This window comes from Sinorhizobium meliloti, assembly GCF_017876815.1.
GTDB lineage: Bacteria > Pseudomonadota > Alphaproteobacteria > Rhizobiales > Rhizobiaceae > Sinorhizobium > Sinorhizobium meliloti.
On the sequence record NZ_JAGIOS010000001.1, the window covers coordinates 1687131 to 1710000 of the forward strand.

General features: G+C 63.2%; 19 protein-coding genes and 1 tRNA gene (1 of these 20 running past the window's edge). 10 read left to right on the forward strand and 10 right to left on the reverse strand.

Features of this window, described 5'->3' with window-relative positions; translation table 11 throughout:
- Positions 1-14: 14 nt before the first annotated feature.
- Together JOH52_RS07915 and hemA are read left to right on the forward strand one after the other, a co-directional pair.
- On the forward strand, positions 15-812 hold the full coding sequence (locus JOH52_RS07915; RefSeq protein WP_010970338.1) for an FAD binding domain-containing protein: 798 nt from the start codon (positions 15-17) through the stop codon (positions 810-812).
- A gap of 348 nt (positions 813-1160) precedes the next feature.
- A complete protein-coding gene (gene hemA, locus JOH52_RS07920; RefSeq protein WP_013844889.1) occupies positions 1161-2375 on the forward strand; it encodes a 5-aminolevulinate synthase in 1215 nt (404 codons plus the stop codon).
- 168 nt (positions 2376-2543) lie between these two features.
- Here hemA and dxr read toward each other — a convergent pair whose 3' ends face one another.
- Entirely contained in the window at positions 2544-3719 is a 1176-nt protein-coding gene (gene dxr / locus JOH52_RS07925) for a 1-deoxy-D-xylulose-5-phosphate reductoisomerase (protein WP_004435056.1), read from the reverse strand.
- A gap of 160 nt (positions 3720-3879) precedes the next feature.
- On the opposite strand from dxr, the gene JOH52_RS07930 reads away from it, so the two are divergent.
- Both JOH52_RS07930 and JOH52_RS07935 read left to right on the forward strand, forming a co-directional pair.
- Entirely contained in the window at positions 3880-4605 is a 726-nt protein-coding gene (locus tag JOH52_RS07930) for an META domain-containing protein (RefSeq protein ID WP_010970336.1), read from the forward strand.
- A 45-nt stretch (positions 4606-4650) separates the two neighbouring features.
- Positions 4651-5373, forward strand: a complete 723-nt coding sequence (locus JOH52_RS07935) for a GNAT family N-acetyltransferase (protein ID WP_014529927.1) — start codon at positions 4651-4653, stop codon at positions 5371-5373.
- Positions 5374-5511: 138 nt separating this feature from the next.
- Here the strand turns inward: JOH52_RS07935 and JOH52_RS07940 are convergent, their stop codons facing one another.
- The 3 genes from JOH52_RS07940 to JOH52_RS07950 all read right to left on the reverse strand — a co-directional run bounded on the left by JOH52_RS07940 (position 5512) and on the right by JOH52_RS07950 (position 7529).
- A complete protein-coding gene (locus tag JOH52_RS07940; protein ID WP_004435061.1) occupies positions 5512-5679 on the reverse strand; it encodes a hypothetical protein in 168 nt (55 codons plus the stop codon).
- 193 nt (positions 5680-5872) lie between these two features.
- Positions 5873-7063, reverse strand: a complete 1191-nt coding sequence (locus tag JOH52_RS07945) for a calcium-binding protein (RefSeq protein ID WP_010970335.1) — start codon at positions 7061-7063, stop codon at positions 5873-5875.
- A gap of 389 nt (positions 7064-7452) precedes the next feature.
- Positions 7453-7529 (reverse strand) — tRNA-Arg (locus tag JOH52_RS07950).
- 190 nt (positions 7530-7719) lie between these two features.
- Here JOH52_RS07950 and JOH52_RS07955 point away from each other — a divergent pair.
- The 5 genes from JOH52_RS07955 to JOH52_RS07975 all read left to right on the forward strand — a co-directional run bounded on the left by JOH52_RS07955 (position 7720) and on the right by JOH52_RS07975 (position 15801).
- Positions 7720-8616 carry an ROK family protein gene (locus JOH52_RS07955; protein WP_010970334.1) on the forward strand — a complete coding sequence of 299 codons (897 nt, stop codon included), beginning with the start codon at positions 7720-7722 and terminating at the stop codon, positions 8614-8616.
- A gap of 75 nt (positions 8617-8691) precedes the next feature.
- Complete coding sequence (locus JOH52_RS07960) at positions 8692-9186, forward strand: heme-degrading domain-containing protein (RefSeq protein ID WP_010970333.1); 495 nt, start codon at positions 8692-8694, stop codon at positions 9184-9186.
- A gap of 10 nt (positions 9187-9196) precedes the next feature.
- A complete protein-coding gene (gene pmi, locus JOH52_RS07965; RefSeq protein WP_010970332.1) occupies positions 9197-10360 on the forward strand; it encodes a mannose-6-phosphate isomerase Pmi in 1164 nt (387 codons plus the stop codon).
- A 177-nt stretch (positions 10361-10537) separates the two neighbouring features.
- Positions 10538-14311 (forward strand): methionine synthase, encoded by a 3774-nt coding sequence (gene metH, locus JOH52_RS07970; protein ID WP_010970331.1) that lies wholly within the window; start codon positions 10538-10540, stop codon positions 14309-14311.
- A 293-nt stretch (positions 14312-14604) separates the two neighbouring features.
- The gene (locus tag JOH52_RS07975) at positions 14605-15801 is read left to right on the forward strand and encodes an IS256-like element ISRm5 family transposase (protein ID WP_010969783.1); all 1197 of its coding nucleotides are present in this window, start codon (positions 14605-14607) and stop codon (positions 15799-15801) included.
- Positions 15802-16032: 231 nt separating this feature from the next.
- On the opposite strand, the gene JOH52_RS07980 is transcribed toward JOH52_RS07975, so the two are convergent.
- From JOH52_RS07980 to JOH52_RS08005, 6 genes are read right to left on the reverse strand one after another with little or no spacing between them, the layout of a single operon-like run.
- Positions 16033-17628 carry a GMC family oxidoreductase gene (locus JOH52_RS07980; protein ID WP_010970328.1) on the reverse strand — a complete coding sequence of 532 codons (1596 nt, stop codon included), beginning with the start codon at positions 17626-17628 and terminating at the stop codon, positions 16033-16035.
- 47 nt (positions 17629-17675) lie between these two features.
- Positions 17676-18668, reverse strand: coding sequence for a branched-chain amino acid ABC transporter permease (locus tag JOH52_RS07985; RefSeq protein ID WP_013844886.1), 993 nt, complete (start codon positions 18666-18668; stop codon positions 17676-17678).
- A gap of 1 nt (position 18669) precedes the next feature.
- A complete protein-coding gene (locus JOH52_RS07990) occupies positions 18670-19557 on the reverse strand; it encodes a branched-chain amino acid ABC transporter permease (RefSeq protein WP_004435248.1) in 888 nt (295 codons plus the stop codon).
- Between the two features lie 3 nt (positions 19558-19560).
- The gene (locus tag JOH52_RS07995; RefSeq protein ID WP_010970327.1) at positions 19561-20262 is read right to left on the reverse strand and encodes an ABC transporter ATP-binding protein; all 702 of its coding nucleotides are present in this window, start codon (positions 20260-20262) and stop codon (positions 19561-19563) included.
- Positions 20259-21047, reverse strand: coding sequence for an ABC transporter ATP-binding protein (locus tag JOH52_RS08000; RefSeq protein WP_004435255.1), 789 nt, complete (start codon positions 21045-21047; stop codon positions 20259-20261). The genes JOH52_RS07995 and JOH52_RS08000 overlap by 4 nt, the downstream gene beginning before the upstream one ends.
- Before the next feature lie 11 nt (positions 21048-21058).
- Positions 21059-22264: a beta-hydroxybutyrate-binding protein gene (locus JOH52_RS08005; protein ID WP_004435262.1), complete on the reverse strand. Its 1206-nt coding sequence runs from the start codon at positions 22262-22264 to the stop codon at positions 21059-21061.
- A 249-nt stretch (positions 22265-22513) separates the two neighbouring features.
- On the opposite strand from JOH52_RS08005, the gene JOH52_RS08010 reads away from it, so the two are divergent.
- Positions 22514-22870, forward strand: the beginning of a protein-coding gene (locus tag JOH52_RS08010; protein ID WP_014529924.1) for a LysR family transcriptional regulator. Its footprint extends 591 nt past the window's final position; 357 of the gene's 948 nt are visible here — the first part of the coding sequence; it begins with the start codon at positions 22514-22516; the stop codon falls past the right edge of the window.

Here is a 22870-nt window from a genome sequence, read left to right on the forward strand (position 1 = left end):
CGGGAGGACTTGAGATGTATGAGACCAACTATCATCGGGCCTCCTCGGTCGAAGAGGCAGCGAACCTGATGGGGACCGCCGCGGAGGGAAAATATCTCTCCGGCGGCATGACGCTCATCCCGACGATGAAGCAGCGGCTGGCCGCCCCGAGCGACCTTGTCGATCTCAGGCACATTGCCGAGATGAAGGGCATCACCGTCGACGGCCGGTCGGTCAGGATCGGCGCGGCGACGACGCATGAGGAGGTCGCGACCTCCGCCGCGCTCGCCGCGGCCTGTCCGGCAATTTGCGGGCTTGCCAGCCACATAGGCGATCCGCATGTCCGCCACATGGGTACGATCGGCGGCTCCATCGCCAACAACGATCCGGCTGCGGACTATCCGGCCGCGATGCTGGCGCTCGATGCGGTGATCGTCACCGACAGGCGCGAGGTCAAGGCCGAAGACTTCTTCACCGGTCTCTTCGAAACGGCGCTCGAAGATGGTGAGATCGTGACCGCAGTCCGCTTCGAAGCGCCGGCGAAAGCGGCCTATCAGAAGTTCCCCAATCCGGCCTCGCGCTATGCGATGACCGGCGTCTTCGTCGTCCGCCGTGACGATGGCGGCGTGCGCGTTGCCGTGACCGGAGCCGGGTCGGACGGCGTCTTCCGCCACCGGGACCTGGAGGCGGCGCTTGCCGCCAACTGGTCTCCCGGTGCGGTCGCCAATGTGCAGGTGGACGATTCGGACCTGCTTTCCGATATTCATGCAAGCGCCGCCTATCGCGCCAATCTCGTCAAGGTGATGACGAAACGCGCCGTGGCGGCCGCCTGACAGGCCAACTTTGGTATCGAAAAAGGGCGGCAGCGGCCGTCCTTTTTCCGCAATTGCTTGACTTCGATCGATGTTCGGGAGAGTGAAGTTTTGCCAGCCATTTTGGAATGGTTCAAAACTGGGCACTCGGACTCGGTGTGATGCCGCGCCTGATTACGGCGGAAGGTTTGAAAATGTGTCGTCATTTTCCATCGCCTTTCCTGCTTGCCAGGCACGACACGCGCCGCGCAGAATGACCGAGGTCTGGGGCCGAGAGGCCTTTTGCCGCAGCCCGCGCGTCGGAGCCTGTCCGGGGTTGACCACTGATCGCTTTGAAGGAAGAAAGGCGACAGGGCACTGGAGATGATGATGGATTTCGAGAGTTTCTTCAAAAACGAGCTGGATGGGCTGCATCAGGAAGGCCGTTACCGGGTTTTCGCCGATCTCGCCCGCCATCGCGGCAGCTTCCCCAAGGCCACGCGCTACACGGCCGATGGCGCCCAGGAAGTGACCGTTTGGTGCTCGAACGACTATCTCGGCATGGGCCAGTGTCCCATCGTCACCGAGGCGATGAAGAACGCGATCGACGAATGCGGCGCCGGCGCCGGCGGGACCCGCAACATCTCCGGCACCAACCATTATCATGTGCTGCTCGAGCGCGAACTCGCCGACCTGCACGGCAAGGAATCGGCTCTTCTGTTCACCTCCGGTTACGTTTCGAACTGGGCCGCACTCGGGACGCTCTGTTCCAAGATTCCCGGCGTCATCGTCTTTTCGGATGCCGGCAACCACGCTTCGATGATCGAGGGCATCCGCCACTCGAAATGCGAGCGGGTCATCTTCAAGCACAATTCGGTGGCGGACCTCGAGGCCAAGCTTGCGGCCGCCGATCCGCGCGCGCCAAAGATCATCGCCTTTGAATCCGTCTATTCGATGGATGGCGACATCGCGCCGATCAGGGAATTCTGCGACCTCGCCGACAAATACGGCGCAATGACCTATCTGGACGAAGTGCACGCGGTCGGCATGTACGGCCCGCGCGGCGGCGGCATCGCCGAGCGCGAGGGGCTGATGCACCGGCTGACGGTCATCGAAGGCACGCTCGGCAAGGCCTTCGGCGTCATGGGCGGCTACATCACCGGATCGGCGGCGCTCTGCGACTTCATCCGCTCCTTCGCTTCCGGCTTTATCTTCACGACGGCGCTGCCGCCGGCGCTCGCCGCCGGCGCGCTCGCCTCCATTCGCCACCTGAAGGAAAGCCAGGTCGAACGTTTCGCGCACCAGGAGCGCGTGCGCCGGCTTCGGTCGCTGCTCGACCAGCGCGGTATTCCCCATATGGTCAATCCGAGCCATATCGTGCCGGTCATCGTCGGCGACGCCGCCAAGTGCAAGTGGATCTCCGACCTGCTGCTCGACAATTTCGGCATCTACGTCCAGCCGATCAACTATCCGACGGTGCCGAAGAAGACCGAGCGACTGCGCATCACCCCGACGCCCATGCATTCGGATGCCGATATCGACCATCTGGTGAGCGCGCTGCATTCGCTCTGGTCGCGCTGCGCGCTGGCAAGGGCGGTCGCGTAAGCTCCGGCGAGCTCTGACGGGGAGAGGGACTTTCTCGCCCGAACCTCTGTTTCGTAGCAGCGCTCGTATGGTGCAAGGCGCTGCCACTTGTCCCTTCGCCCCGCCTGCGGGGGAGAAGGTGGCCGGCAGGCCGGATGAGGAGCGGATTCGCCCGCAACAACTAACTCTCTACCGGATCATCTCGGCAGCCGCCCGCCGGGCTCTTTCATCGGCCGCAAAGACGTCGTCCATGCTCGTGGCGGCCGGCAGGCCGGCAAGCCCGTCCATCACCTTTTCGACGATTTCCGCCATGGCGAGGAAGCCGATGCGGCCCTTGATGAAGGCATCGAGGGCGGTCTCCTTGGCGCCGTTCAGCACCGCGCCCTGCACGCCGCCTTCCTCCATTGCCCGGCGCGCGAGTTTGATCGCCGGGAAGCGGACCTCGTCCGGCGCCTCGAAATCAAGCCGGGCGAGCCTGGCGAAGTCGAGGCGCTCGACCGGCAGGTCGCAGCGTTTCGGGTAGGACAGGGCATAGCCGATTGCGGTGCGCATGTCGGGGCAGCCGAGCTGTGCGAGTACGGAGCCGTCCGTATAGCCGACCATGGAGTGAACCACCGATTGCGGGTGGACGATCACCTCGATCTGCTCCGGCCTGAGACGGAAGAGGTGGCGCGCCTCGATCATCTCGAGCGCCTTGTTGAACATCGAGGCGCTGTCGATCGATATCTTGAGGCCCATCGACCAGTTCGGATGGGCGCGGGCCACATCCGCGGTCACGTGCCGCATTTCGTCGAGCGTCTTGGTGCGGAAAGGGCCGCCGGAAGCGGTGAGGACAATGCGTTCCACGGCGTGGCGCTGATCGTTTTCCAGCACCTGGAAGATCGCATTGTGTTCGCTGTCGACGGGCAGCAACCGGCCGCCGCCCTCGGCCACGGCATCGATGAAAAGGCTGCCGGCGGAAACGAGACATTCCTTGTTGGCAAGCGCGATGTCTGCGCCGCGGCGGGCAGCCGCCAGGGTGGGGCCGAGGCCGGCATTGCCGACGATCGCCGCCATGACCCAGCCGGCATCCCGCTCGGCCGCTTCGGTGAGGCCGCTTCGTCCGGCGGCGACCTCGATGCCGCTGCCGCTCAGCGCATCCTTGAGCTCGCCATAGCGATCCTCGTCGGCGGTTACCGCGAGCTCGGCGCCGATGCGGCGCGCCTGCTCGGCCAGCAGCGGTATATTGCCGTTGCCGGTCAGGGCGGCGATCTCGAAACGATCGCGTCCGCCGAGGCGCTCGATCACGTCGAGCGTGCTGGTCCCGATCGATCCGGTGGAGCCCAATATCGTCAGACGGCGCTTCAAGTCATCGCCGGATGCCATTGCCAAATCCCGTATTCTTCTCGTTTTAACGATTTAACTAGGCTCTACAGCCGAAAGCTACCGGCAACAAGGGTGGAGTCATAGCTCTTCTCTAAGAGACGGTGCTCAGGTAAGAATCCATAGCACCGCCGAACGATGATTTGCATGAGGAGTTTTTCGGATGCTGCAAGCCCTGACCGCCGCATCCTGCGCCTGCGTGCTGATCGAGCTTGCCTCCATGCGGACGGTGGCTGCCGAAAAGGTGCCGGAGGCGCTCGTCGGTTCGTGGCTTGCCGAGGACATAGGCGGCCGGGGCGTGATCGACGATCTTCAGACGACGCTCGAGATCCGCGGCGACGGCACCTATGGCGGCATGGCCGGCTGCAATCATTTCACCGGAACGTTCAGCCTCTCCGGCGCGGCGATCACCTTCGGGCCGGCTGCAGCTACCCGCAAGATGTGCGTACCGGCGGTCATGGACCAGGAGCGGAAGTTCTTCGAAGCTCTGAAGACGGAGCTTACCTGGCGAATAGAGGGATCCAAGCTCGTTCTCGGCGGGCGAAACGGGAAGAGCTTGCTGCAGCTAGCCTCTATGCAGTCGCGGAACGGCAACCGGGCAGAGCTGACGATCGAAACTCCCGACGCCGGCGCAGTCGACCGGCGGACGGTCCGCTATGCCTGCGGCGACAGGACGATCGAGGCCGAATACATCGACGCCGGGTCCGTGTCGCTCGCGACCTTCACCGTCGACGGCACATTCATCGTGGCATCGAACGTGATTTCCGGATCGGGCGCCAGATATGCCGGCGGCCGATATATCTGGTGGACGAAGGGCGGCGAGGCGATGCTTTTCGACACGACGAAAGGCGACGAGGATCCGGGGATAGCGTGCAAGGAAGTGGAATAGCGGGGCCGCCTCGACACAGGCCGGACGGGATTGTACTTCTGAACCATGCTTCACTGGCTCGATATCGATTACCGCACGCTATTTCGATTGGGAGATGGCGGCCGGATAGAACGGGAGAACGATCCGGAGGGGTCGCCCGGGCCAGGCTTTTGGCTGGCAGGATGCGCCGAGGGAAATATTTTCGGGGTGCGGACCGATGTGCCCGAAGACATAGCCGAAGAGCTCGAGAGGCTTGTCGCCGACGAACCGCCATTCACCCATCCGGGCATTCCAAAACACCTTGGTCGTTATCTGCCTTTGCTCGGCGGAAGCGGGCCCGTGAAGTACAATTTCGGCTTGATCTACGAGCTGCCGCACGCCTTGGCCTATGAGGGCCGTGCGCGCTTGATCGAAAGCGGCACCGGGGAAGGCCGGGAGCTGACGCGTACCTGGGCAGCAAACGGAGTCCCCCAAGGTCTGTTCGACCTCGGCTTTCACGACGTGACAGACCTCTGGGAGCCCTGGTGTGCTGCGGCTGCGGGCGACGAGATCGCCTCGATCGCCTTTGCAGCGCGGCTTTCGGATGCTGGAGTCGAACTCGGTCTGGTAACGGCGAAGGCCTTCAGGGGGCAGGGCCTCGGGGCAGCCGCTACCGCCGGCTGGTCCCGCTTGCCTGAGCTGCGCTCCCGCACCCTGTTCTACAGCACGGATCGCGAAAATCACGCATCGCAGCGGGTTGTCGCCCGCCTCGGCCTTCGGCTTCGAGGAGCAAGCTTGAGGGTAGGCTAGAGCATTTCCGCTTTTCTCCGAATCGCGGAACTCTCTAACCCTTTGTTTTTCCGCGATGCCGGCCGGAAAACCCCTGCGTACTTTTCGTGGAATTGCTCCAGGTGTGGAGAGTGGCCCGGCATGGGGCACCATGCGGGCTCACGCGCCGCTGTTTGTGTCGCCACCTTCGTCCAACTCATGTAATTCGATAAAGCCATATTGCTCCAGCCACTCACGAAGGATGAGGCGGATTATCTCGTCCCGGGTCATCTGGAGTTCTTCGCAGGCCAGAGCGAGGGCCAACTCAACGTCATCCTCGAAGATCATCGCCTCACCTGCACAGTACAACCACGAGATAGAAGGGTCTCACAGCACAGGTTGCAGTCAAGGATTACGGAGCGTGCTCAATGGGATAAGCCAAAATGGGCTAAGACTATCGGCCATTTAATGTCGGACTTAAGTCTTAAAAGAAAGCACCGCGCGTGGATACGCGCGGCGCTCGAACTTTCATCCACTTCGATCAGGCGAAGAGAAAATCGGCGCTGCTGAAGTGCGAGGCAGCGAGGGTATTCGTCGGGTCGTCGACATGTATCGACAGCGCATTGCCCGTCGAATCATAGCCTTTCAACATCACGTCTCCGCTGGCGTCATCATACGCAAAAATGGTACCAGCCGCGCCGGAGCTCGAATATTGCTTGATTCCCAGGTTCTCCAGGACAAGCAGATCGGTGCCGTCCTGAAAGTCCATGACGGAGTCCCGTCCGACGAGCGAACCCGCGCCCTTGAAGACGAAGCGGTCGGCATCGGCGCCACCCCACAGGATGTCGCTTCCCGCGTCGCCAAGAAGGGTATCTCTCCCCGTGTCACCGCGAAGCGTGTCGTTTCCTTCTGCGGCAATGACCAGGTCGTTGCCGAGACCGCCATTAAGGACGTCGTCGCCGGCTTCGCCCGACAGGATATCGTCGCCGGCATCCCCGAATGCCAGATCGTTGCCGGCGCCCGCGGCAATCCGATCGTTACCGTTACCGCCGCGGGCTTCGTCGATGCCGCCCTCGGAGTCGAGCACGTCATTCCCGTCACCGCCATCGAGGTAGTTGTTCCCGTCGCCGCCATCGACGATGTCGTCGCCGATGCCGCCATAGACCCGGTCGTTTCCGGATTGGCCCTTCAGAGCGTCGTTGCCCTCTTCGCCGTAGATCGTATCGTTGCCGGCGCCACCACCGACCGCCTGCTGCGTCAGCTTGCCCGTTGCGGGATCAATGCGGTTGTTGAAGCCGTCATTTCCCGAGCCCGCATAGATGATGTCGTCTCCCGCTCCGCCGTCGATGTATTCCTCGCCGGCGCCCCCATAGATCTGGTCGTGGCCGGCGTCTCCCAGGATATGGTCATGGCCATCGCCGCCGTTGATGATGTCATTGCCGTCTTCGCCGGAGAAGATATCGTTGCCGAGCCCGCCGATCAGCGTGTCGGCGCCGGCGCCGCCGTCGAAGCTGTCATTGCCGTCGCCGCCCTCCGCATAGTCATCGCCCGCTCCGGCCTTGAAAAAGTCGTTGCCGAGCCCACCATAGAGGAAGTCGTTGCCGAGCCCGCCATCGAGATAGTCATCACCGGCATTACCCCAAATGGAATCACTGCCATCATAGCCGCGGATCGTGTCCGCAAGATTCGTACCGATGAGCTTGTTGGCAACGTTGGTTCCATTGATGTTCATTCGTCTACTCCCTGCTGTTCTGACGGCGGGGGTGGTGAAGTTCGAATGAGGCATAACGGTGACACGCCTTACGCCGGACTTGCGCGCTTGGAAGCAAGCTGTTGTTTACGCAAAAGGAAAAAGGCGGCAGTTGTGTGGATAACGTTTTTCCCGTCTATCGTAAAGCTTTCAGCTACCTGCGATTGACATCGCTATGCTTGAGGTTGAAATCGCAATGAGGAGAAAGATTTGCGGCTGAAGGAGTTGTACTAGCGAAGTCGCTCCTCAGCGTGAGGACTGGCGATTGCCGCATGAGGGTGGAGACAGCCTGCCGTGGGCCGTACAGCGCGACGCATCTCGGGCAGATATCGTTCACCGTAGTGCTCGCCGGTGGCAGCCGCGGCGCCTCTTGGTGATCCCGGCGCGATTCGAACGCGCGACCCCCAGATTAGGAATCTGGTGCTCTATCCTGCTGAGCTACGGGACCACTTAGAATAGACCCATACAAAAGCGAGGCACTTTCGCCAAGTGTTTTTCGGCGATCGCAGCCGATTTGCAGGCGCTCCCGAGAGGGGGGCTAGCGTCCCCGGCGCCGTGGATGCTAAGCAGGGCCCGCGGCGCCGGAGGAGAGGCTGCCGCGTTCCTCGCCAACGATCTTTATCCCAAAGACCAGATACATGTTCATCGGAATTGACTGGGGCGGCACGAAAATGGAGGTCATCGCGCTCGATCGCGATGGCGAGACGCGTGCCCGCCATCGTGTCCCGACACCCACCAGCGGCTATGAGGATTGCATCCGTGCCGTCGTAGAGCTCGTCGCCTCGGCCGAAAGCACGGCCGGCGAGCGCGGCTCGATCGGCATCGGCATACCCGGCAGTCCCAATCCGCGCACCGGCATCGTGCGCAATTCCAATGCGGTGCTCATCAACGGCAAGCCGCTCGGGCGGGATCTTGCGGCGGCGCTCGGACGCGAGGTGCGCCTGGCCAACGACGCCAATTGCCTGGCGGTCTCCGAAGCCGTCGACGGGGCGGGCAAGGACGCGGGCGTCGTCTTCGGCGTGATCGTGGGTACGGGCCACGGCGGGGGTCTGGCAATCGGCAAGAAGGTTCACGCCGGCTACCAGGGCGTTGCGGCCGAGATCGGCCATTATCCGCTGCCCTGGATGACGAAGGACGAATATCCGGGGCACAGGTGCTGGTGCGGCAAGCTCGGTTGCCTCGACATGTATGCCTGCGGCACCGGGCTGGAGCTCGACTACCGCATGACGACCGGGACGGACCGGCGCGGGCGGGACATCATCGAGGCGAAGCGCGCCGGCGATCCGGTGGCAATCGGTGTCTACGGGCGTTTCGTCGACCGGCTGGCCCGCAGCCTCGCGCTTTTGACCAACATCGTCGATCCCGACGTCTTCGTGCTCGGCGGCGGCATGTCCAATGTCGACGAGATTTACGGCGAGTTGCCGGCGTCGATCACCAGATATCTCTTCGGCGACAGTTTCGAGACGCCGATTCGCAAGGCGGTGCACGGCGACAGTTCCGGCGTGCGCGGCGCCGCATGGCTCTGGAAGGATTAACCGGCCAGGCGGGGAATTTTGCCGGATCGCGCATCGCACTCGTCCAGTTCGAACCACTGACCAAGCGGAGGCATCATGAACATAGACAATGATCTGCGCCGGATTGCGCTGCAGGAGCAGCAATTGCAGTTCGAGCGCTTCGATCTCGATACGGCCTGGAAGCTAGGCGCCACGCTTCGCCGGATGGCCGGGGAACGCAAGCTCGGCTGCGTCATCGACATCACGCTCTACTCCATGCAGGTCTTCTATGCGGCCCTCGATGGGGCGACGCCGGACAATCCGAACTGGGTGCGCCGCAAGCGCAACACGGTGTTCCGCCTGTTCAAGAGCAGCTACGCCACGGGGCTCAGCCTGCTCAAGCAGCAAACGAATTTGCAGGCGAAGCTCGGCCTGCCGGATGCTGAGTTTGCCGCCCACGGCGGCAGCTTCCCGATCGTCGTCAAGGGAACGGGCTGCATCGGCGCGGTCACGGTCTCCGGCCTGCCGCAGCGGGAGGACCACAATCTCGTGGTCGAGGCGCTCGCAGAACTTCTCGGCGCGGATCACGACGCGCTGAAGCTGGAAAGCTGACGGAAAGCGGGTGGGCATGGATATTCATCTCCAGGCAGGCGAACTCGCGGGCTGGCTGAACGATGCTGCCTTGCCGCTCTGGCGGCAGAAAGGCTTCGACGGGGAGGGTGGCGGCTTCGTCGAGACGATCGACATGAAAGGCGAACCGACGCGCGACGATCGCCGCTCCCGCGTGCAGCCCCGGCAGGTCTACTGCTTCGCCGCGGCGGGCCGGCGCGGCTGGGATGGAGACTGGCGCACCGCCGCCGAAGGCGGCCTTCTCTATTTCGATCGCGTCTACGGACAGCCGGGCGGCTTCTACGGGGCGCTGGCGAATGCCGACGGCAAGCTCATCGACGCTTCCTTCGACCTCTACAACCAGGCCTTCGCCTTGCTTGCCTTCGCCCATTTGGCGGAAGTCCTGCCGGAGCGCGGAGCCGAGATGGTGGGGCGCAGCGACAAACTCAGGCGGCAGCTCGAGGCCCGTTGCAAGCATCCGCTCGCCGGTTTCGAGGAGGACGACCCGCCGCGCCTGCCGCTCGGCTCCAATCCGCATATGCACCTTTTCGAGGCCTGTCTTGCGAGCGAGGAGGTGGAAGGCTTCGACCGCGTCGCCTGGGCCAATCTCGCCGACGAGATCGCGCATCTGGCCATGGACCGGTTCATCGACGCCGAGAGCGGGGCGCTGCGTGAGTTCTTCGATCACGACTGGGCGCCGTTCCCCGGCGAAAAGGGCCGTATCGTGGAGCCGGGGCACCTTTTCGAATGGGCGTGGCTCCTCCTGCGCTGGGCGGAACGGCGCGGCAATGCGCAGGCGATCGTCAAGGCGCGGCGGCTTTTCGAGATCGGCGAGAAAGACGGAACCTGCCCCGACCGGGACGTGGTCGTCATGACGCTCTTCGACGATTTCTCCGTTGCCGATCCGACAGCGCGGCTTTGGCCACAGACGGAGTGGCTGAAGGCGGCGATCCGCTTTGCGGCTCTGACGGAAGGTGCGGAGCGAGAGCGTTATCTGGCTTCGGCTGGGCGCGCCGCAGCGGCGCTGCAGCGCTTCCTGAACGTGCCTGTCCGCGGCCTCTGGCGCGACAAGCAGAAGGCGGATGGCAGCTTCGTCGAAGAGCCGGCGCCAGCAAGCACCTTCTATCATATTCTTTGCGCGATCTATGAACTGGAGGATTGCCTTAAGCGGATGTGACCGGCGTCGGCAGACCTTCCGTCCTCATCGAGAGAGCGCATTATTCGGCCCGCCGCATCCGCGGCGGGCTATTTTATTGCCAATCTGCAATTGTGACCGGTGCGTATGTTGACATAAAGATATCTTTATGTGAGTAAATCGATAATTCTTTGTCGTTTTCAGAACGGGAGATCTCCCATGTCCGCCGCCGACGCCCTCTTTGGAAACGTCTCGCCCAAGCCGGATGGTTCCGAAGTCTTTCGGCAGCTCGCCCAGGCGGCGGCTGAACGCATCCTCATCATGGATGGCGCCATGGGAACGGAGATCCAGCAGCTCGGTTTCGTGGAGGATCACTTCCGCGGCGAGCGCTTCGGTGGCTGCGCCTGCCATCAGCAGGGCAACAACGACCTCCTGACGCTCACTCAGCCGAAGGCGATCGAGGATATTCATTACCACTACGCCATCGCCGGCGCCGATATCCTCGAAACCAACACCTTCTCCTCGACGCGGATCGCCCAGGCCGATTACGGCATGGAGGACATGGTCTACGATCTCAATCGCGACGGCGCGCGGCTGGCGCGGCGAGCCGCGAAGCGGGCCGAGGCGGAGGATGGCCGGCGGCGCTTCGTGGCAGGCGCGCTCGGCCCCACCAACCGCACCGCTTCGATTTCGCCGGACGTCAACAACCCCGGCTATCGAGCCGTCAGCTTCGACGATCTGAGGCTCGCCTATGCCGAGCAGGTGCGGGGCCTCATCGACGGCGGTGCCGACATCATCCTGATCGAGACGATCTTCGACACGCTGAATGCCAAGGCGGCGATCTTCGCGACGCAGGAAGTCTTTGCCGAAAAGGGCGTCCGCCTTCCGGTGATGATCTCCGGAACGATCACCGATCTCTCCGGCCGTACCCTCTCCGGCCAGACGCCTACGGCCTTCTGGTATTCGGTGCGCCATGCGGATCCGTTTACGATCGGGCTCAACTGCGCGCTCGGCGCAAATGCGATGCGCGCCCATATAGACGAGCTTTCGGCGGTCGCCGACACGCTCGTCTGCGCCTATCCGAATGCCGGCCTGCCGAACGAGTTCGGCCGCTATGACGAAAGCCCCGAGCAGATGGCGGCGCAGGTCGAGGGCTTCGCCCGGGACGGTCTCGTCAACATCGTCGGCGGCTGCTGCGGTTCCACGCCGGCCCATATCCGCGCCATTGCCGAAGCGGTTGCCAAATATCCGCCGCGCCGGGTGCCCGAGATCGATCGCCGCATGCGGCTTTCCGGCCTCGAACCCTTCACGCTTACCGACGAGATTCCCTTCGTCAACGTCGGCGAACGCACCAACGTCACCGGCTCGGCGAAGTTCCGCAAGCTGATCACCGCCGGGGACTACGCCGCCGCACTCGATGTGGCGCGTGATCAGGTGGCGAATGGCGCCCAGATCATCGACGTCAACATGGACGAAGGCCTGATCGATTCGAAGCAGGTGATGGTCGAGTTCCTGAACCTCGTCGCCTCCGAGCCGGATATCGCCCGTGTACCGGTGATGATCGATTCGTCGAAATGGGAGGTGATCGAAGCCGGGCTCAAATGCGTCCAGGGCAAGGCGCTGGTGAACTCCATCTCGCTCAAGGAAGGCGAGGCGGCTTTCCTGCACCATGCGCGCCTCGTGCGCGCCTATGGCGCCGCGGTCGTGGTGATGGCGTTCGACGAGAAGGGCCAGGCCGACACGAAAACCCGCAAGGTGGAAATCTGCCGGCGGGCCTATCGGCTGCTGACGGAAGAGGTTGGCTTCCCCCCGGAGGACATCATCTTCGACCCGAATATCTTCGCGGTCGCGACCGGCATCGAGGAGCACAACAATTACGGCGTCGACTTCATCGAGGCGACGCACGAGATCATCGCGGCACTGCCGCATGTCCACGTCTCCGGCGGCGTGTCGAACCTCTCCTTTTCCTTCCGCGGCAACGAGCCGGTGCGCGAGGCGATGCACGCCATCTTCCTTTATCACGCGATCCAGGCCGGCATGGACATGGGCATCGTCAATGCCGGACAGCTCGCCGTCTATGATGCGATCGACCCGGAACTGCGCGAAACCTGCGAGGACGTGGTGCTCAACCGCCGGGCCGATTCGACCGAGCGCCTCCTGGAGATCGCCGAGCGCTATCGCGGGAAGGGCGGGAGCCAGGGCAAGGAGAAGGACCTTGCCTGGCGCGAATGGCCGGTGGAGAAGCGGCTCGAACATGCGCTCGTCAATGGAATTACCGAATTTATCGAAGCCGATACGGAAGAGGCCCGGCTTGCCGCCGAGCGGCCGCTGCATGTCATCGAAGGCCCGCTGATGGCCGGGATGAACGTCGTGGGCGATCTCTTCGGTTCCGGCAAGATGTTCCTGCCGCAGGTGGTCAAGTCCGCCCGGGTGATGAAGCAGGCCGTTGCGGTGCTGCTCCCCCATATGGAGGAGGAGAAGCGCGCCAATGGCGGCGGCGAGGCGCGCGAGAGTGCCGGCAAGATCCTGATGGCGACCGTCAAGGGCGACGTGCACGACATCGGCAAGAACATCGTCGGCGTCGTGCTCGCCTGCAACAATTACGAGATCATCGACCTCGGCGTCATGGTGCCCTCGGCTAAGATCCTCGAAGTGGCGCGCGAACAGAAGGTCGACATCGTCGGTCTTTCCGGCCTCATCACGCCGTCGCTGGACGAGATGGCGCATGTCGCTTCCGAGCTCGAACGGGAGGGCTTCGATGTCCCGCTGCTGATCGGCGGGGCGACGACCAGCCGCGTGCACACGGCCGTGAAGATCAATCCGCGTTACAGCCTCGGCCAGACGGTCTATGTCACCGACGCCAGCCGCGCGGTCGGCGTCGTATCGAGCCTGCTCTCGCCGGAAGTCCGCGACTCCTACAAGAAAACGGTCCGCGCGGAGTATCTGAAGGTTGCCGACGCACATGCCCGCAACGAAGCCGAGAAGCGCCGTCTGCCGCTTTCCCAGGCGCGGGCGAATGCCTTTCGGATAGATTGGGACGCCCACCAGCCGAAGGTTCCGTCCTTCCTCGGCACGCGTGTTTTCGAGGGATGGGACCTCGCCGAACTCGCCCGCTATATCGACTGGACGCCGTTCTTCCAGACCTGGGAGCTGAAGGGGGTATTCCCGAAAATCCTCGATGACGAACGCCAGGGGGCTGCCGCTCGCCAGCTCTTCGAGGATGCGCAGGCGATGGTCGAAAAGATCGTGGCCGAGGCATGGTTCGCCCCGAAGGCCGTGATCGGCTTCTGGCCGGCCGCCAGCATGGGCGACGACGTCCGCCTGTTTGCCGACGAGGTGCGCGAAGCCGAGCTTGCCACCTTCTTCACGCTCCGCCAGCAGATGGTGAAGCGCGACGGCCGGCCGAACGTCGCCCTTGCCGACTTCGTCGCCCCGGCGGCGAGCGGCAAGCGGGACTATGTCGGCGGTTTCGTGGTGACGGCCGGCATCGAGGAAGTGGCGATCGCCGAACGCTTCGAACGGGCGAACGACGATTATTCCTCGATCATGGTCAAGGCGCTTGCGGACCGCTTCGCAGAGGCCTTTGCCGAGCGCATGCATGAATATGTCCGCAAGGAGCTCTGGGGCTATGCTCCGGACGAAGCCTTCACGCCGCAGGAATTGATCGCCGAGCCCTATGCCGGCATCCGCCCTGCGCCCGGCTACCCGGCGCAGCCCGACCACACGGAAAAGGAGACGCTTTTCCGGCTCCTGGATGCGGAAGCCGCTATCGGCGTCCGGCTCACCGAGAGCTATGCGATGTGGCCGGGCTCTTCGGTATCGGGCCTCTATGTCGGCCACCCCGATTCCTATTACTTCGGCGTCGCAAAGATCGAGCGCGATCAGGTGGAGGACTATGCCGATCGCAAGCGCATGAGCGTCCGCGAGGTCGAGCGCTGGCTTTCGCCGATCCTCAATTACGTGCCGATGCCGGAGACGGAAGCGGCGGAGTAGGGTGGACGAATATGGGGTTTGCCGCCGCTTGCCCCTCATCCGCCTGCCGGCACCTTCTCCCCGCAGGCGGGGAGAAGGGACAAGCGGCGCCGACTGAACCCCGCATTCACCGCCCGCCCGAGGGAGCGAGCGGGCGCGGCATATCCCTTCTCCCCGCCTGCGGGGAGAAGGTGGCGGCAGCCGGTTGAGGGGCAAGCGGTAGTGTGCTGAAGGTTCTGCAAATTCACTGAGAGAGGCGGTCATGGCAGGCTGGTGATGTTGACGTTACCTGATTCCCTGGAAGGAACGCCACCATGACCAAGACTGAAGGTAAGACAGCCAGCGCCGCCGTCAAAGACATTTTGCTTTCGAACCCCGATGGGCTGCGCGAGGTGATCCGCACGGTGATGCAGGAGGTGCTGGAAGCGGAGATGGACGAGGCGCTGGGAGCTGCGAAAGGCGAGCGCACGCCGGAGCGGCTCGGCTACCGTTCGGGCCACTATGGCCGCACGCTGATCACGCGGGTGGGCAAGCTCGAGCTGCGGGTGCCGCAGGATCGCTCGGGGCACTTCTCCACCGAATTGTTCGAACGCTATCAGCGCTCCGAGCGGGCGCTGGTGGCAACCTTGGCGGAGATGTATGTGCAAGGGGTGTCGACGCGGAAGGTCAAGGCGATCACCGAGGAGCTGTGCGGCCATGCCTTCTCGGCGTCATCGATCTCGGCGATCAACAAGCGGCTGGACGAGAGCCTGAAGGCCTTTGCCGAGCGCTCGCTTGAAGAGCCGTTTGCCTACCTGATCCTCGATGCCCGTTATGAGAAGGTGCGCGAGGCCGGTGTGGTGATGAGCCAGGCGGTGTTGATCGCTGTCGGCATCGACTGGGACGGACGGCGGCAGATCCTGTCGGTCGAGATGGCCGGCCGTGAAAGCCGTTCCGCCTGGAAGGACTTCCTCGTCAGGCTGAAAGGGCGCGGTTTGAAGGGCGTCGAACTGGTGGTCTCCGACGACCATGCCGGTCTCGTCGCGGCAATTGGCGAGGTGATCCCGGAAGCTGCCTGGCAGCGCTGTTACGTGCATTTCCTCAGGAACGCCCTCGATCACCTGCCGCGCAAACATGGCGACGATTGCCTGCAGGAGCTTCGATGGCTCTATGATCGCCGCGACCTTGATGAGGCGAAGGCCGATCTCGCCGCGTGGCTGGGAAAATGGTCGGTCCGCTATCCGCGCCTGACCTCCTGGGTTGAGGAAACCATCGAGCAGACGCTGACCTTCTTTCGTCTGCCGCGCCAGCATCACAAGCACCTCAAGAGCACCAACATGCTGGAACGCCTCAACGAGGAAATCCGCCGCAGAACCTACGTCGTGCGCATCTTTCCCAACACCGAGAGCTGCCTACGCCTCGTCCGCGCGCTCGCCGTCGAAACCCACGAAAACTGGATGGAGGCCAATCGCTACATCAACATGGACGACCTGCGAGAGCACAAGAAACTCGCACTCCGTCAAGCCGCATGACCAGCACGCATGACCGCCCAATTTTGCAGAACTTGACGCACACAACCGGGCAAGCCCGACCGAGCGGGGGTTGAGGCGGTTGGGTTCCCGAGGGATCCCCTTCATGAGCAGTATCCGCCGCACCGGCGCGCAAGAGATATGTGCATGCCGTAGCATTTCGATGGGGAGAAGGAACGAGCGGCGCGCTCCCCGGAATGTTAGTGCACTGTTTTTGCAGAACAATCCCAGCGCTTATCGGCCTGCAGCCAGGATCATCTCAGCCGCCTTTTCCGCGATCATGATCGTCGGGGAATTGGTGTTGCCGGAGGTGATCGTCGGCATGATCGAGGCATCGGCGATGCGCAGGCCGGCGATGCCGCGCAGCCGCAACTCGGGATCTACGACGCTATCCGGGTCGCTGCCCATCCGGCAGGTGCCGACGGGATGGAAGATCGTCGTGCCGATGTCGCCTGCCGCGCGTTTCAGCTCCTCATCCGTCTGGTAGTCCGGACCGGGCTTGAACTCGACCGGCTTGTAACGGGCGAAGGCGGGCTGCGCGACGATGCGGCGGGTGAGCCGGATCGACTTCACGGCCACATCCCGGTCGGCCTCGGCCGTCAGGTAGCGCGGACGGATGTCGGGCGCCGCTGCGAAATCCGGGCCCTTCAGATGTACCGAACCGCGGCTTTCCGGCCGCAGATTGCAGACGCTCGCGGTGACGGCGGGGAAGGGGTGTACCGGTTCGCCGAACTTTTCGAGCGTCACCGGTTGGACATGATACTGCAGATCCGGCGTTTCCTTCTCCGGGCCCGAGCGCGTGAAGATGCCGAGCTGGCTTGGCGCCATGGCCATCGGGCCGGAGCGGCGGACGAGATATTCGAGGCCGATCGCCGCCTTGCCGAAAAGTGAAGTCGCCTTTTCATTGAGCGTCGGGACGCCGGTCACCTTGTAGGCGAGGCGCAATTGCAGGTGGTCCTGCAGGTTTTCGCCGACTGACGGCAGTTCGTGGCGCACTTCGATGCCGTTTTCATGAAGCACGTCGGGCCGGCCGATTCCGGAGAGTTCGAGGATATGCGGCGAGCCGATCGCTCCGGCCGAAAGCACCGTTTCGCGGCGCGCACGGGCGCTTTTTACGGTGCCGTCATGCTGGAACTCGACGCCGGCGACGCGGCCGTCCTCGAGAATGAGCCGGCGGACATGGGCCTTCGTCAGAATCGTAAGGTTCCGCCGATTCCGGGCTGGCTTCAGAAAGGCCTTGGCCGTATTCCAGCGGATGCCGGACCGCTGATTGACATCGAAATAACCTGAGCCCTCGTTGTTTCCGCGGTTGAAGTCGTCGGTCTCCGGAATGCCCGCCTCGGTCGCGGCCTTCTGGAAGGCATCGAGCACCGCCCATCGGACGCGTGCCTTCTCGACCCGCCATTCGCCGCTTGCTCCGTGCATGTCGTCGGCGCCGCGGTAATGATTCTCGGATTTCCTGAAGAACGGCAGCACGTCGTTCCAGCTCCAGCCGGGGCAGCCGAGCTGGCGCCAGAGGTCGTAGTCTCGCGCCTGCCCGCGCATGTAGATCATGCCGTTGATCGAGGAGCAGCCGCCGAGCACCTTGCCGCGCGGGTAACCGAGAGACCGGCCGTTGAGGCCTTCCTCCGCCGCGGTGGTGAAGCACCAGTCGGTGCGTGGATTGTTGATGCAATAGAGATAGCCGACCGGAATGTGGATCCAGTGATAGTTGTCGCTGCCGCCGGCCTCGAGCAGCAGCACGCGGCGGTCCGGGTCTTCCGACAGGCGGTTGGCGAGCACGCAGCCGGCGCTACCCGCTCCGACGATGATGTAGTCGAACGTGTCCATTGGTTTTCTCTATGTCGGGGCCCGACGTGGTTCGGACCGATGCATGGTCAATGCTTGTGTCGATGCTCGAAGCCGAGCCTGCGGCCGAGCCGGGAGTTGTAGAACTCGCCGACGATGCCGCGGCGGAACAGAAGCACGCAGACCATGAAGACGATGCCGGTTATGATCGTGACCGGAAATTCCGAGGTCGCCAGATAGTTCTGCAGCGTCACGACGAGACCCGCGCCGAAGAGCGGCCCGATCAGCGTTCCGATGCCGCCGAGAAGCGTCATCAGGATGACTTCGCCGGACATCTGCCAGCTGACGTCGGTCAGCGTCGCGAACTGGAAGACGAGTGCCTTCAGACCGCCGGCAAGCCCGGTCAGCGCCGCCGACATCACGAAGGCTGCGAGTTTGTAGTTCCTGACCGAGTAGCCGAGCGAGATCGCGCGCGTCTCGTTCTCGCGGATCGACTTCAGGATCATTCCGAAGGGCGAATTGATGATCCGCCAGATCATGGCGATGCCGATAACGAAGACGGCGAGCACGAAATAATACATGTTCGTCGGCTGCGAGAGATCGATGAAACCGAGGAGATGGCCGCGAGGCACCGATTGGATACCGTCCTCGCCGCGGGTGAACCCGGCCTGGAGGCAGAAGAAATAGAACATCTGGGCCAACGCCAGCGTGATCATGGCGAAATAAATGCCCTGCCGGCGGATCGCGAAGAAGCCGACGACCGCGCCGAGAAGGGCAGCGCCGACGACGCCGAGGAGGATGCCGAGTTCGGGCGGCACGCCCCATTCCTTGACCGCATGCGCGGTGAAATAGGCCGCGCCGCCGAAGAAGGCGGCATGGCCGAAGGAGAGCAGCCCCGTATAGCCGAGCAGCAGATTGAAGGCGCAGGCAAACAGCGCGAAGCATAAGATCTTCATGAGGAAGACGGGGTAGAAGAACAGGGGCGCGAGCAGCAGGCAGGCAAGGCCGACGCCGAGAAACACCGTCTGAACGATGGCCGGCGAGCGTTCCTTCCGCTTCGCGAGTTCAAGTGTCAGCGTCATATCAAGCATCCCGACCGAAGAGACCCGCGGGCCTCAGCAGGAGAACGATGGCCATGATCACGAAGATCACGATGTTGGAGGCCTCCGGATAGAAGACCTTGGTCAGTCCTTCGGCGATGCCCAGCAGATAACCGGTGACGATCGCGCCCATGATCGAGCCCATGCCGCCGACGACGACCACTGCGAAGACGACGATGATGATGTTCGATCCCATCAGCGGCGAGACCTGGTAGATCGGCGCCGCGAGAACTCCGGCAATTGCGGCGAGCGCCGCGCCGAGCCCGTAGGTCAGCGTCAGCAGAAAGGGCACGTTGATGCCGAAGGATTGCACCAGGACCGGATTCTCCGTAGCGGCGCGCAGATAGGAGCCGAGCTTGGTCTTCTCGATCATGAGCCAGGTGCCGAGGCAGATCACCAGCGAAAAGACGATGACCCAGCCGCGATAGATTGGCAGGAACATGAAGCCGAGATTGGCCCCGCCCATAAGCAGCGCCGGCGTCGCATAGGGCTGGCCGGACGCGCCGTAGAGATAGCGGAAGGTGCCTTCGATGGTGAGCGCCAGGCCGAAGGTGAAGAGGAGGCCGTAGAGCGGATCGAGCGTATAGAGCCGTCTCAGCATCGTGCGTTCGATAACGGCGCCGATGAGGCCGACGAGAAGGGGCGCGAGAATGAGCGCCGGCCAATAGCCGATGCCCAAATAGGAGAGCAGCAGCCAGGCCATGAAGGCGCCGAGCATATACTGCGCACCGTGGGCGAAGTTGATGACGCGCAGGAGCCCGAAGATGATGGCGAGGCCGAGGCTCAGGAGCGCATAGAAGGAGCCGTTGATGAGCCCGATCAGCAGCTGCCCGAGGAAGGCCTGGAGGGGAATTCCGAAAATCATCGTCATGGCCTACACCCCGAGCACATCATGCAGCATATCCATGCGCCCTGAAAGTTCCGAAACCGGAAACTCGCCGGCCACACGCCCATGATCCATCAGGTAGAAGCGGTCCGCGACCTTGCTCGCGAAGCGGAAGTTCTGTTCCACCAGGAGAACGGTCATGCCGCGTTCCTTCAGCTTCTTCAGCACCTCGCCGATGCGCTGGACGATCACCGGGGCAAGTCCCTCGGTCGGCTCGTCGAGCAGCATCATCCGCACTCCGGTCCGCAGGATGCGCGCGATCGCCAGCATCTGCTGCTCGCCACCCGAGAGCTTGGTTCCGGCGCTGTTGCGGCGCTCGTGGAGATTGGGAAACAGCTCGAATATCTCGTCGATCGTCATGCCGCCCTTCGCGACGGCCGGCGGCAGCAAGAGGTTTTCGTAGACGGTAAGCGTCGAGAAGATGCCGCGCTCCTCGGGGACGAATCCCAGGCCGCGATGGGCGACGCGGTGGAGGGGCACGCGCATCAGGTCCTCGCCGGCGAAGCTGATTTCACCTCTGCGCTCGCGCACGATCCCCATGATCGCGCGCAGCGTCGTTGTCTTGCCGACGCCGTTGCGGCCGAGCAGCGTGACCATTTCGCCCTCGCCGACGGTCATGTCGACGCCGTGCAGGACGTGGCTTTCGCCGTACCAGGCGTTAAGGCCGGCCACCTTGAGAAGCGGTTTCATCTGGAGGCCTCCTCCGTGCCCATATAGGCTGTGCGGACGCGCGGATCCTCCGAGACTGTCGCATAGTCTCCTTCCGCGAGGATCTCCCCGCGCTGCAGGACCGTGACGTGGTGGCAGAGCGTCGCGACGACCGAGAGATTGTGCTCGACCATCAGCACTGCCCGCTCGCGCGCTACTTCGCGGATGATCTCGGCGACCATGCCGACGTCCTCATGCCCCATGCCGGCCATAGGCTCGTCGAGGAGCAGCACCTTCGGCTCGAGCGCCAGCGTCGTGGCGATTTCGAGCACGCGCTTGCGGCCGTAGGAAAGGTCCGCGGCGACGGCGTTCGCCTCCTTGTCGAGACCGACGGAACGGATCAGCTGCTCGGCCTTGCCGTTGAGAGTGTCGAGCGACGACAAGGATTTCCAGAACTGCGTCGCCAGACGGTTCGGCCGCTGCAGCGCGACGCGGACGTTGTCGAGCACGGTCAGGTGCGGGAACACCGCCGAGATCTGGAACGAGCGTACGAGGCCCATGCGGGCGACCTTGTCGGGCGCGGTCCTGGTGATGTCCTCGCCGAGCAGGGTGATCGTGCCATGGGTCGGCTGCAGGAACTTCGTGAGGAGATTGAAGACGGTGGTCTTGCCGGCCCCGTTCGGGCCGATCAGCGCATGCACGCGGGCATGGTGGACATCGAGGTCGACGTCCTTGACGGCGGTGAAGCCGCCGAAGTCGCGGCGGAGCCCGCGGGCGGACAGAACCACCCGCGGCGCTCCATTCTCCAAAGGCATGGCGACGGTCATCGTCTTGCCGGTCAGGACTTCACGAGCTCGCAGCCGCTCTGGGCCGGGTCGATGAAGGCTTCCTTACCGGGAATGGTCGCGAGAACCTTGAAGTAGTCCCAGGGCTCCTTGCTCTCGTCCGGCTTCTTGACCTCGAGCAGATACATGTCGTGGATCATCCGCCCGTTCGGCGCGACTGTCCCGTTCTTTGCAAAGACGTCGTCGACCGGAAGAGCGTGCAGCTCTTTGGCGACAGCTTCCGTCTCGTCGGTTCCGGCCTTCTCGATCGCTTTCAGATATTGCAGTACGGCCGAGTAGGTGCCGGCATGAACCATGTTCGGCATCTTGCCGGTGCGCTCCATGAAGCGCTTGCCGAACTTGGCGCTCTCCTCGTCGCGGTTCCAGTAGAAGCCTTCGGTGAGCGTCAGCCCCTGCGCCGCATCGAGACCGAGACCGTGGACTTCGGCCAGCGTGAAGAGCAGGGCCGCCAGGCGTTGCCCGCCCTGGACGATGCCGAACTCGGCGGCCTGCTTGATGGCGTTCGAGGTGTCGAGACCGGCATTGGCAAGACCGATCACCTTGGCTCCCGAGGACTGGGCCTGCAACAGGAAGGAGGAAAAGTCGGTGGTTGCAAGCGGATGACGGACGGCGCCGACGACGGTGCCGCCGTTCTCCTTGACATAGTTGCCGGTGTTCTCTTCCAGCGAATAGCCGAAGGCATAGTCGGCGGTCAGGAAGAACCAGCTGTCGCCGCCCTGCTTGACCAGCGCGCCGCCGGTGCCGACCGCGAGCGAATGCGTGTCATACGCCCAATGGAAGCCGTAGGGGCTGCACTGCTTGCCGGTGAGCTCCGTCGTTGCGGCCCCGGTGACGATGTCGATCTTCTTCTTTTCTTTCGAGATCGCCTGCACGGCAAGCGCAACGGAGGAGGTGGTCAGCTCCATGATGCTGTCGACCTGCTCGGTGTCGTACCATTGCCGCGCAATGTTGGAGGCGATATCGGGCTTGTTCTGATGGTCGGCCGTCACCACCTCGACCGGGACGCCGAGCACCTTGCCGCCGAAGTCTTCGACGGCCATCAGCGCCGCCTCGTAGGAGGATTTGCCGCCGAAATCGGCATAGACGCCGGATTGGTCGTTGAGAATGCCGATCTTGACCTTGCCGTCGGATGCGTCGGCAAGGGCGGCGGTGCTGCCGGCGAGCACCATCGCGAGCGTGGCGATCAGTTTCTTGTGCATTTGTCCTCCTCCCAAAGGTTCTATGTTCTAAAGGGCGATGCGAAGCCCTCGTGCGGAAACACATAGGGCTCGGCCGTGTCCTTTCGAGGCCTCGGCCGTCTCCCCACATCGCTCTGTTCAAATTTGACCAGACATGCTCCTCAAATGTCGGCCGGATGTTTACCATCCAGAAAATTCTGCTTGGAAGCAAGTCGGTCGACCCGTAAATTGCAAACAGCATCTGTTCATTTTTGAACAGAAGGGAGGGACATGAATCCGAATTTTACCTGGGACGATCTGCAGTTCTTCCTCGCGGTCGCGCGAACGGGCCAGCTCTCGACGGCAGCGCGACGCCTGCGGACGAGCCACGCGACCGTCTCGCGCCGCATCGACCGGCTGGAATTCGCACTCAAGGTCAAGCTCTTCGAGCGCAATCCCCGCGGATACGTGCTGACGACCATGGGCCAACGCTTCGTCGAAACGGCCGAGCGCATGGAGCGGGAGACGGAGCAACTGCAGCTCGACATCAGCGACGGCATGACGGCGCAACGCGGTGTCGTACGGCTGAGTACGCTTGAGGGTTTCGGCAACTTCTTCCTCGCGGACCGGCTTGGGGAGTTCGCCGAG